8 protein-coding genes and 1 pseudogene are annotated in these 11,187 nt (G+C 71.1%); 1 reads left to right on the top strand and 8 read right to left on the bottom strand.

Features of this window, described 5'->3' with window-relative positions; translation table 11 throughout:
• The coding region (locus tag AB0L40_RS15245; RefSeq protein ID WP_364355935.1) for a GntR family transcriptional regulator at nucleotides 1–267 on the bottom strand (267 nt) is incomplete at its 3' end.
• Nucleotides 268–547: 280 nt separating this feature from the next.
• Here AB0L40_RS15245 and AB0L40_RS15240 point away from each other — a divergent pair.
• Nucleotides 548–2,011: pseudogene (locus AB0L40_RS15240) on the top strand (tannase/feruloyl esterase family alpha/beta hydrolase); the annotation flags it as partial.
• Nucleotides 2,012–2,623: 612 nt separating this feature from the next.
• Here AB0L40_RS15240 and rpmA read toward each other — a convergent pair.
• Genes rpmA through mreC form a run of 7 tightly spaced genes read right to left on the bottom strand, consistent with a single transcriptional unit; the run spans nucleotide 2,624 to nucleotide 11,172 of the window.
• On the bottom strand, nucleotides 2,624–2,902 hold the full coding sequence (rpmA, locus tag AB0L40_RS15235; RefSeq protein ID WP_364355942.1) for a 50S ribosomal protein L27: 279 nt from the start codon (nucleotides 2,900–2,902) through the stop codon (nucleotides 2,624–2,626).
• Nucleotides 2,903–2,931: 29 nt separating this feature from the next.
• Nucleotides 2,932–3,243, bottom strand: coding sequence for a 50S ribosomal protein L21 (gene rplU, locus AB0L40_RS15230; RefSeq protein WP_364355932.1), 312 nt, complete (start codon nucleotides 3,241–3,243; stop codon nucleotides 2,932–2,934).
• Nucleotides 3,244–3,254: 11 nt separating this feature from the next.
• The gene (locus AB0L40_RS15225) at nucleotides 3,255–5,915 is read right to left on the bottom strand and encodes an Rne/Rng family ribonuclease (RefSeq protein ID WP_364355929.1); all 2,661 of its coding nucleotides are present in this window, start codon (nucleotides 5,913–5,915) and stop codon (nucleotides 3,255–3,257) included.
• A 25-nt stretch (nucleotides 5,916–5,940) separates the two neighbouring features.
• The gene (locus tag AB0L40_RS15220; protein WP_364355926.1) at nucleotides 5,941–7,152 is read right to left on the bottom strand and encodes an FtsW/RodA/SpoVE family cell cycle protein; all 1,212 of its coding nucleotides are present in this window, start codon (nucleotides 7,150–7,152) and stop codon (nucleotides 5,941–5,943) included.
• Nucleotides 7,152–9,473 carry a penicillin-binding transpeptidase domain-containing protein gene (locus AB0L40_RS15215; RefSeq protein WP_364355923.1) on the bottom strand — a complete coding sequence of 774 codons (2,322 nt, stop codon included), beginning with the start codon at nucleotides 9,471–9,473 and terminating at the stop codon, nucleotides 7,152–7,154. Before AB0L40_RS15215 ends, AB0L40_RS15220 begins: the two co-directional genes overlap by 1 nt.
• Entirely contained in the window at nucleotides 9,470–10,117 is a 648-nt protein-coding gene (mreD, locus tag AB0L40_RS15210; protein ID WP_364355920.1) for a rod shape-determining protein MreD, read from the bottom strand. The genes AB0L40_RS15215 and mreD overlap by 4 nt, the downstream gene beginning before the upstream one ends.
• Nucleotides 10,114–11,172: a rod shape-determining protein MreC gene (gene mreC / locus AB0L40_RS15205; RefSeq protein ID WP_364355917.1), complete on the bottom strand. Its 1,059-nt coding sequence runs from the start codon at nucleotides 11,170–11,172 to the stop codon at nucleotides 10,114–10,116. Before mreC ends, mreD begins: the two co-directional genes overlap by 4 nt.
• Between the last annotated feature and the right edge of the window lie 15 nt (nucleotides 11,173–11,187).

The following is an 11,187-nucleotide window of genomic DNA, read 5'->3' as shown; positions in this document are numbered from 1 at the left end:
GGAGATCTTGCGGACGTGGGCGCCGCGGTTGCGCTGGATCTCGACCAGGCCCTCGCCGGCCAGGTCCTGCAGGGCCAGGCGGATGTTGAAGCGGCTCGCGCCGAAGCGCTCGATCAACTGGGCCTCGACGAGGCGCTCGCCGGGCATGTACTCACCGGAGAGGATCGCCGTGCGCAGCTCGTCGCGCGCGGTGGCCTTGTCCTTGCCCTCGTCCGTCCTGCGCGGTCGTGACCGGCGCGCGCCGGTGAGGTTGTTCTCCGCAGACATGTACGTCCCGTCGCCCCGGTCAGCCAGTTCACGGACTGGTCGCGCAGCCCGGTGCCGGTACGATACCGCGCCCTCGTCAGCCTCGGCCGAACCCCGCGGCATTGCTGATCATCAACAATCCATCAACCGGAGTACAAGCAGTTCAACGGCCCCTTACCCGGATTGTTGACAATTTTGGCATCCATCTTGCTGATGACCTGGATCGAGATTTATCGTTTGCGGCACGTGACCGCGACAGACGCTCACCGGCGAAGGGGACCCGCATGTCATCCGTACCCCGATGGAGATCGCGCCGGTGACCGTCACGTCGGCGACCGTGGTCAGCACCGGAGCGCCGAAGCCGTACTGCGCGGTGGAGGGTTCCATCGCCCCGGCCGACACGTTCGTGATGCGGCTGCCGGTGGCGGGGTGGACGCAGCGTTACCTCCAGACGGGGTGCGGTGGGCTGTGCGGGAGCGCCCGGATCAACTACACCCAGGCTGCGACGTGTGAGCCGATCGCGGACGGCACGATCGCCAGCGCCACCACCGACATGGGTCACCAGGGACTCAACGACGGGTCGTGGGCGGCCGGGAACCCGCAGGCGCAGATCGACTTCGCGTACCGCGGGGTGCACGTCACCGCGCAGGTGGCCAAGGCGATCATCAAGCGGTTCTACGGGCGGTCACCGGCCTACAGTTACTTCAGCGGGTGCTCGGACGGCGGGCGGGAAGCCCTGATGGAGGCGCAACGCTATCCGGACGACTTCGACGGGATCGCGGCCGGCGCCCCGGCCAGCAACCTGGTCGTGCAGAACACTTTTCACCACGCGTGGAACGTGCTGGCCAACAAGGACGCGGACGGGAAGTACATCCTGCTCGCGGACAAGCTGCCGTTGATCCACGACGCGGTGATGACCAAGTGCGACGGGTACGACGGACTGGTCGACGGGGTGCTGGACGACCCGAGGAATTGCCGCTTCGACCCGTACACCCTGGTCTGCTCCGATGCCGCCCGGTGCCTCAGCAAAGCGCAAGCGACAGTGGTGCGCGAATTGCACGATGGCGCGACCGACGGTCGCGGTAATCGCCTGGAACAGGAGATCTCCCACGAGTGGGGCAGTGAGCTGGACTGGACGCTGTTCGTGCCGGCGGCTCAGGGGCAGGTCACGTTCAGCGAGAACATCGCGCTGTCGTTCCTGCGCTACCTCGCCTATTTCAACGTGGCCGACCCGGATTACCAGCTGACCGATCTGAAGTTCACGAAGAAGTCCTTCCGGGAGACCGTGCAGACTTCGAGCTATCTGTCCGCCACCGACCCGGACCTGCGCCGGTTCCAGCGCGGCGGGGGCAAGCTGCTGCTCTGGCACGGATGGTCGGACCAGCACATCTCGCCGCAGGCGACGCTGCAGTACTACGACCGGTTGCGCGGGGACGCGGTGCTCTACATGTTCCCCGGGCTGGCACACTGCTCGGGCGGGCTGGGGCCGGACACCTTCGACATCCTCACCCCGGTGATGAACTGGGTGGAACGCGGCGTCAAGCCGGGCGCGATCGTGGCTACCAAGGGTGAGCGGAGCCGGCCGGTCTACCCCTATCCGGCGGTGGCCCGCTACGACGGGTCGGGGAGCACTGACGACGCGGCGAACTTCGTGCCGTACGTGCCGAGGCGCCCCTCCCCCATCGGCTACGACTGGCTCGGCGAGGATCTGTACTCGCACGGGTATCAGACGACGTGCAAGGTGGTCAACGGGAAGCTGGTCTGCAGTCGAGCTGCGCGGCCTGGGCATCCGCGACGCCCTGATCGGGATGGCGCAGGTCCACACCGCCGCGGACCCGGACCGCGGCTACCGTTGGGCCCGCACCGCGTCCTTCGGCGACCTCGTCGACCTCGGCGCGACGCTGGCGGCCGCGAAGGCCCTCCCCCGCTCCGGCGTCATCGGCACGGCCGCCCTGGCCGGCACGATCGCGGTGGCCGGCCTCGCGACCAGCCACTGGATGCAGGCCGAGGCCTGATCCCGACCGCCCGTCCGGGGAACGGGCTCAGCGGGGGCGGGGGGCGACGCCGCCGTCTCGTCGAGGGTCGGCGCGGACGATCCTGGACACCCCGTGGCCGACGATCGACCGACCCCCACCCCCGACCGGCCCCCGTTCGGATACCGCGGACGATCCCGGACACCCCGTGGCCGACGATCGACCGACCCCGGCCCCCGGCCCGGCCCCAGCGCGCCGCCTCCCCCGCACGCTCCACCGAGCCGCGCCGCGTCAGGCCACGAAGGCGCCCCGGGAACGACGAGGACCCGCCGGTGGGCGGGTCCTCGGTCCTGCGACTGCACTCGGCCGCCACGCGCACGCGGCGGGCCGGAAGGGGTGCTGGGTCAGTCGGCGGCGACGGCCTCGGGGGCCGCGTCGGGCACCACCGAGACGGTGCGGCCACGCCAGCCGCGCGTGAAGGCGACGGTGCCGACGGCCTTCGCGTAGAGGGTGTCGTCCTTGCCGATGCCGACGCCGACGCCGGGACGGAAGACGGTGCCACGCTGGCGGACGATGATCTCGCCACCGGTGACCGACTGACCGCCGAAGACCTTCACGCCGAGGCGCTGGGAGTTCGAGTCGCGGCCGTTGCGAGAGGAGCCGAGGCCCTTCTTGTGTGCCATGAGTTCAGGTGCTCCTTCGATGCGCGGCGTTACGCCGAGATCGAGTCGATGCGGATCTTGGTGAGCGGCTGACGGTGGCCCGTCGTGCGCTTGTAGCCGCGCTTGGGCTTGTACTTGAAGATGCGGATCTTCGGGCCCTTGACGTGCTCGACGATGGTCGCGCCGACCGTGGCGGACTTCAGCGCGGAGGGGTCGACCGTGATCGCGTCACCGCGGACGAGGACCGGCTCCAGCGTGACCGTGCCGCCGGCCTCGACGTCGAGCTTCTCGACCAGGAGTTCCTGGCCCTGCTCGACGCGGTACTGCTTGCCACCGGTCTTGACGATTGCGTAGACACTCATGCGGATACGGCTCACTCGGACGAGATGGGCTCTGCGGTCTCACCGGAGGCGAGGTCCTCTGGGGACGCGGCAGAGCGGCGCGCACCACCGGTGCGTCGCCGGACAGGAGACGATACGTCATCGGCGTCGTCGCCGTCGGCTGCCTTCGCACCCCCGCGGCCACGCCGCCCGCGACCACGCGACCGGCGCCGCGGCTTCGGGGCCCCGTCGTCGTCGGCGTCGTCGCCCGTCACGCCGTCGCCGGCATCCGCCGCGGGCTCGCCGGCGGCGTCGTCGTCGACCTCGACGGACTCCGCGGAGCCCGCCTCGGTGACGTTCTGCGCCCCGCGGGACCGCCGTCGCCCGGCCGGGCCGGCCGGCTCGCCGTCGTCGTCGTCGGCATCGGAGCGGGCTCCGCCGTCGCCGTCCACGTCGTCGTCGCGCTCGCCGTCGCCGTCCTGCGTCGCGGCGGCCCCGCCGGAGCGGCCTCGCCCCCCGCGGCTGCGGCGCCGGCGGGGCGCCGGCCGCTCGTCGTCCTGATCGTCGTCGTCCGACGAGGCGGCCACGCCGTCGGCGGCCTCGACCACGGCCCGCGCGGCCTCGGCGACCTCGTCGGCCGCCTCCTCCAGCTCGGCGGCGTCGACGGGCACGTCGGTGGAGACCGGCTCGTCGAAGTCGGCGTCGGGCTCCGCGCGCTCGTCGCGGGCGGCGAAGCCGTCGGCCTCGTCCTGCTCCTGCTCGACGGCCTCCTGCTGCTCGGCCTTCGCGCGGGCGCCGCGACGGCGGCGCGAGGAGCGCTTGTTCGTCGTGCCGGTGGCGGAGAACGACCCGTCGGGCGCGGCGGGCTTGTCGGCCGGCAGGACGGCGTCCGGGCCGACCAGGACGGCGCTGGCGGACGTGCGGCCCGCGCGCTCGATGCGCACGAGCTTCTTCTCGCCGACGAAGCGCCCGCCGTTGGTGACGGAGACGACGTAGCCGCCGACCTTGGCGACCGCGTCGTCCACGTTGTACATGTGGGGCTCGACGATCTGGACGAGGACCTCCTCGCCCTCCTGGAAGGGGATCGCACGCTCGCGGACCGCGTCGATCGAGCCCTCCATGACGACCTCGAAGTCGTCGAGCGGCAGCCGCTCGGTGCCCTCGAAGACGAAGTACCGGCCCGTCTGGGCCTCGAGCTGGTGCAGCACCTTGGCGCTCTGGCCGGTGAACTCCGCCACGACGCCCGGGTGCATCCGCACGAGGAACGCCTGCGAGGACTCCGGGGCGCGCGAGGCGATCTCGCGCAGCTGGCGCTCGAACTCGATCGCGAGCGTCTCCTCGCTCTTGATCACGCCGTCGCCGTCGCAGGTCGGGCAGGCGCGGGTGATGACCTCGCGCACGCCCTCCGTGACGTTCTGGCGCGTCATCTCGACGAGGCCGAGCTTCGAGATCTCGGCGGTGAAGGTCTTCGTGCGGTCGTCGCCGAGCTTGTCGCGCAGCGTCTTCAGGACGTCGCGCTGGTTCTTGACGCGCGCCATGTCGATGAAGTCGATGACGATGATGCCGCCGATGTCGCGCAGGCGCAGCTCGTTGACGACCGCCTCGGCCGCCTCGAGGTTCGTCCGCGTGATCGTGTCCTCCAGCCGGGCCTGCTTGCCCTTGCCGGTGAACGACCCGGAGTTGACGTCGATGACCGTCAGCGCCTCGCCGTAGTCGATCATCAGGTAGCCGCCGGAGGGCAGGTCGACGCGGCGGCCGAGCAGGCCGTCGATGACCTCCTCGACGTCGTGGGCCTCGAACAGCGGCGAGGACTCCTCCCACAGCTCGACCTTGTCGACGAGCTCCGGGGCGGTGCGGGTGAAGAACGACTGCAGGCGCTGGACCTGCTGCGGGTCGTCGACGATCGCCTTCTCGAACTCCGAGGAGAAGATGTCGCGCACGACGCGGACCGAGAGGTCGGCCTCCTGGAAGACCATGCACGGGCCCTTGGACTCCTGGGCGCGCTGCTCGAGGACCTCGTGGAGCTTGAAGAGGTACGGCAGCTCGCGCTCGAAGTCCTCGCGGACGGCGCCGCGGGCGGCGGTGCGGACGATCGCGCCCCCGCCGTGCAGCTCGAGGTCCTTGACCTCCTTGCGCAGGCGGTTGCGCTCCTGGTCGTCGACCTTCTTGGACACGCCGACGCCCTCGCCGCGCGGGGCGTAGACGAGGTAGCGCCCGGCGATGGTCAGGTCCATCGTCACCCGCGCGCCCTTGGTCTTCAGCGGGTCCTTCGTGACCTGCACGACGAGCTCGTCGCCGGGCTTGATGAGGTCCGAGATCTTGACGTGGTCCCCGCCGCCGCCGTGGCCGCGACGCTGGACCTTGACGCCCGGCAGGCGGATCTCGTCGACGTGGAGGAAGGCGTTCTTCTCCAGCCCGATGTCGACGAAGGCGGCCTCGAGGCCGGGGAGGACGTTGTCGACGCGGCCCTTGTAGACGTTGCCGACGATCGAGCGGTTGGAGCGGCGCTCGAAGTAGAGCTCGGCGACGCGGTAGCCCTTCGGGGCGCCACCGCGGCCCCGGCCGCCGCCTCCGCCACCGCGCCCACGCCGGCGACGGCCGCCGGTGGAGGTGCTCTCGCCGTTCTGGGCCCCGGCGCCCTTGGCGCCGCCCTGACCGGCGGATTCGGTGGACTCCAGGAGCGCGACGCGGGTCTCCCCGCGGTCCACGCTCACGAGGACCTGTTTCCTCATGGCTGCCTCAATCGGTTCTGTCCACGGTCGGGCCGCGTCTCGCGGCTGCCCTGCCCTGCGCGTAGATCGCCTGTAGGAGGCCGATCGCGAGATAGGTGGACAGCACGGAGGACCCTCCGTAGCTCACAAGTGGGAGTGGGATGCCGGTGATCGGCATGATGCCGACGTTCATCCCTGCGTTGACCAGGACCTGGAACAACAGCATGGCCAAGATACCCGCCGCGAGGACCGCGCCGTAGAAGTCTCTGGCCGTCGAGAGGATCCGGAGCCCCCTCCACATGATCAAGGCGAACAGCGAGAGTATCGCTGCGACGCCCACGAAGCCGTACCGCTCGCCGGCGGAGGCGAAGATGAAGTCGGTCTGCTGCTCGGGCAGGTAGCCCAGCGTCTGCTGGGTGGCGTTGTTGCCGCGCCCGGTCTTCTGCCCGGATCCGATGGCCGCCTTGGCCTGCTTGAGCTGGTAGCGGGCGTCGATCTGGCCGGGCTCGACCTTGTGGTCGCTGTTCGGGCTGAGGAACGCCGTGATGCGGTCCAGCTGGTAGCCCTTGAGCACCGGGGCGCCGACCGCCGGCAGGACGCCGAAGACCGCGACGACCACGACGACGCCGGTGATGCCGATGGTCGCCAGGTGCCGGCCCGGGGTCCCGCCGATCAGCAGGATCGCCAGGGCGATCGCCCCGTAGACCAGAGACGAGCCGAAGTCGGCCGTGAGCCCGGCGGGGACGACCACGAGCAGCAGGACGCCGGCCGTGGTCGTCCACGTGTGCACGACGCTGCGCCGGTCGACGATGAAGGCCGCGGCGACGACGGCGACGAGCACCTTGCCGAGCTCGGAGGCCTGGAAGCTGAAGAACCCGAGGTTGATCGACAGCGTGGAGCCGTTGACCTTCTGGCCGAGCACCGCCACCGCGACGATCGAGCCGACCATGAACGCGTAGAGCGGCCAGCGGATCGCCTGCCAGCGGGCGTAGTCGATGCGCGAGACGACGGCGGCCACGCCGATGCCGACGATGCCGTAGGCGACCTGACGCACGACGAAGGCGTTGCCGGTGGTCGCCCCGGCGATCGCCATGCACGACGCGATCGTGAGCGCCACGGCGGCGAAGGCGAGGACGGGATCGAAGGGCAGGCCGACGTCGACGACGTCCGCGAGGGAGCGGCGCCGGCGGCGGGGGGAGCGCAGGCCGACGGAGCCGGCGGAGGAGCGGTCGGTCGCCATCACTCGGTCCCGTTCGTCTCGCTCTTGAGGGGCTCGCAGGGCGCGGTGCGCTTGTCCTGCGCGTACCAGGTGCGCAGCATGCGGCAGACGATCGGCGCGGCGGTCGTGGTGCCGAAGCCGCCGTTCTCGACGGTCGCGACGACCACGATCGGACGCTCGGCGTCGGGCACCATCGCGGCGAACCACGCCTGGTCGGGGCACAGCGAGTCGTTGCAGCGCTGCGCCGTGCCGGTCTTGCCGTAGACGGGGAAGCGGCTCTGGTCCCAGCCCGTGAAGACGTTCGCGGCGGTGCCCGTGGGGGTCGACGTCACCTTGTGCAGCCCGTTGAGGATGTGCTGCTTCCAGGTCGGGTCCCCCACCTGGACGGTCCGGCGGCCCTTGGTGTCGAACTTCTGCCGCAGCTCGCCGTCGGCCTTCTGGATCTGCATGCCCAGCTGGGGCGTCGGGAAGTGCAGGTCCTGCGTCGGCTTGCCCGGCTCGTCGTAGAGCCCGGCGTAGGCGGTGGCGACCTGCAGCGGGGTGGCGAGGAAGTCGCCCTGGCCGACCGAGAGGTTGATGTTGTCGCCCAGCAGGAAGCCGCCGTTGACGTCACCGACCGTCCCGCAGTTGGCCACTCCCCGCTGCTTGCGGCAGGCGAGCTCCTCCTCGTTGCGCTTCTTTCGCCAGGCGCTGTCAGGGATCACGCCGGACGCCTCGCCCGGCAGGTCGATGCCCGTGTCCTTGCCGTACCCGAACAGGCCGGCCCAGGTCTGCAGGGGCTTGTTCGGCTTCGAGTACAGGGCGGCGCCGACCGTGTAGAAGTAGACGTCCGAGGAGACCTGCAGCGCCCCCTCGAGGTCGGAGCTGCCGAGGTCCTCCTTGCCGGAGTTGCAGAACTCCTGGTCCAGGCGGCCGACCTTGATGCACGCGCCGCCGGGCCCGACCTTCTGCGGGGTGATCACACCCGTCGAGAGCCCCGCCAGCGCGGTCACAGGCTTGAACGTCGAGCCGATCGCGTACTGACCCTGGATCGCGCGGTTCAGCAGCGGGACGCCCGCGCGCTTGCCGACCATGCGCCGGTAGCGCTTGGTGGAGATCGTCCCGTAGATCGTGTTGAGGTCGACCGTCGGGTAGGAGCCCATCGCCAGGATCTCGCCGTTGCGCGGGTCCATCGCGACGTACGAGCCGCCCGCGCGGTAGTTCGTCTTCGTGTCGATCGCGTCGCCGGACTTCGGCCCGATGAACTTCGACATCGCGAACTGGCCGGTCTTCTCGAGCCCCAGGTCGATCGACAGCTGCAGGCGGTTGCCCTGCGTCGCCTGCTGTTCGCTGACCTTGCCGGTCGGGCGGCCCTGGGCGTCGACCTCGACCATCTGCTGGCCGTCGCGGCCCTGCAGGAAGCTGTTGTACTCGTACTCCAGGCCGTTCTGGCCGATCAGCTGGCCCGCCTTGAGGCCGCGGTACTTGGCCTCCTTCAGCTGGTCCTGGCTGATCTGGCCGACGTTGCCGAAGATCTGCGACGCGAGCCCGCCGTACGGGTAGCGCCGCAGGTACTCCTTCGTGACGGTGATGCCGGGGAACTCCGCCTGGCGCTCCAGCAGGAAGTTGCGCAGGCCCGGGCTGACCTTCCGGCTCTTCAGCGCGACGCCGCCGTAGGGGAGCTTCACGGTGCTCGCCACGACGCGGTCGTAGAGCGTGCGGGACGAGACGCCGAGGAGCGGCGACATCCGCTCGAGCAGCGATCGCAGGATCGGCGACGCGTCGCGGCTGATCCGCAGGGGCTTCGGCTCGCGGTCCTTCAGACGACTGGTGGCCTCGCGGTCCGCGGCGTCGGCGTAACGCTTGGCCCGCCGCGATTCGCGCTCCTGCCGGGCCTTGGACTGGGTCGGGGTCTCGCGGGCGATCCGGCGCGTCAGGCGGCGCTTCTGCGCCGACGTCCGCCGCGCCGCGACCGTCGCGTCGGCGTCCTGGCGCTGCTTGACGAGCTGGTCGGCCAGCCGCGTGACGGACACGTCGTACTGGCCCTGCTCCTGGCCCCAGTTGGCGATCGCCGAACGGTCCTCGGCCGGGATCGCGTCGGCCTGCAGGGTGACGACCGTCGCCACCTCGTTCTCGACCAGCGGCTTGCGGTTGCGGTCGACGATGTTGCCGCGCGGCGCGGCGACGCGGACGACGCGGGCGCCGTTGCTGGCGGCCTCGGTCAGGTACTGGTCGCCCTGCAGGATCTGCAGGAACCACAGGCGCAGGAAGAGGATCGCGAAGACCCCGAACGCGATGATCCCGAACGCCGCCACGCGGAGCGCGAGCTGCGGGGTCGGGGTACGTCGGTCGAGGGAGCTCATCGGATGCGCACGTCGATGTCGGACGAAGGCGTCCGCCGGCCGTAGTTGCGGCGCCGGCGACGGCGGCGAGCCTCCTCCGGCAGCATCGGGAGGAGCCACGCCCTGATCCGATTATGCACGGGCAGCGCGATCACGGCGTCGATCACCGCGGTGCCGACGATCACGCCCACCATGTCGACGTTGACGGCGATCCCCTGGGTCAGCAGCAGCTCGACGAAGCTGTAGACCAGGAGCCCCGCGGCGGTCCCGAAGAGCCCGATGACGACGGGGACGATGCTGGACTCGGGGTCGCGCATCTCCCCCAGGCGGCCGACGGCGTAGGCCACCACGACGTAGACGAGCGAGCTGATCCCGCTGGTCTGCCCGCTGATCTGGTCGATCAGCAGGCCGACGCCGAAGCCGAAGGCGATGCCGCTGACCGGGCCGGTCAGGAGCGCGACCATCAGCACCGACAGCAGCGCGAGGTCGATCTGCATGCCCAGGAAGTCGACGCGGCCGAAGAACGACAGCTGGAGCATCGCCACGGCGAAGCCGAGGAGGCCGAGCCGCAGGACGGGACGCGGGCCGAGGGCCGTGTGGTCCGGCAGGCGGAGCCGACGCCGCCGGCGCCTGCCGGCCCGACGGACGGTCGGCGGCAGGCTCACGGGGCGGTGGTCCCGGTGGACGGGTCCGTCTGCGTGCCCGTCGCCCCGGCCGCGCCGTCCTGCTCGCCGCCGGTGGTCGCGGCCCCCGGCGTGGTGTTCAGCCGGGGCGTCGTGGTCGCCGGCGGGGTCGTGGACGCCGGCGGCTTCGCGGCCGTCGACGTCGTCGGACGCGTGGGGGTCGCCACCGGGTTCTTCCGCGGGCGGTTGCCGTTGATGACGCGCCGCAGGACCTGGACGTCCTCGAGCGTGCGCAGGTCGACGAACGGCCGGACGTGGCCGATCTGCTCGTCGGTGCCGCGCTGGTCGACCTTCCAGACCCGGCCGATCGGCAGGTCCGCGGGGGCGTTGGAGGGGAACTTGGCGGGGTCGTCGACGGTGCCGGACGTCGTCACGACGGCGCCGGTCTTGATCTCCGTCGTCGACGGGACGAACTCGAGCTCGAGGTCGTCGACGCTGCCGGCCCCGGCCCCGCGGATCGTCAGCACCGGCTTGACGCCGTCGAGGTGGGCGCCGATGGCCACGTCCTGGCTCGGCAGCAGCGAGACCGTCGCGAGGTTCGGCTTGACGGCGCTGACGAAGCCGACGAGGCCGGCGCCGGGGCCGGCGGCGCCGACGACGGCCTGCCGCAGCTGCACGCCGTCGTTGCTGCCGCGGTCGATCGTGATCGTCGTGGCCCACGCGGTCGGGCTCTTGCCGATGACGCTGGCCGACAGCGGGTCGTTGCGACGCAGCTGCAGGTCGTCGACCATCGCGGCGAGCTTCTGCATGTTCGGGAACTTGCGCAGCCGCGTCTGCAGCTGGGCGTTCTGCGTCCGCAGCGACGCGACGTCCTTCTTCAGGTCCTGGTTCTCGCCCTTGGCGTCCGCCGTGTCGCCGACCCAGTTGACGAGGTCGCGGACGGGCTTGGCGATCTTCGAGCCGCCCTCGCCCAGCGCGCCGAGCGGGCCGCCGGTCGCGCCGCTGGAGGCCCCGAAGCCGGCGGTGATCAGGACGAGGCACACCGCCACGAGGGCGGCCAGGATGATGCGGCGTCGGCGGGCGGCGGGGTCGATCACGTCAGGGGGTGCGCG

Source organism: Patulibacter sp. NPDC049589 (assembly GCF_040675535.1).
In the GTDB taxonomy this organism is placed as follows: domain Bacteria; phylum Actinomycetota; class Thermoleophilia; order Solirubrobacterales; family Solirubrobacteraceae; genus Patulibacter.
The sequence above is the reverse complement of the archived record's forward strand: the minus strand, read 5'-3'. Positions and strand labels throughout refer to the sequence as shown.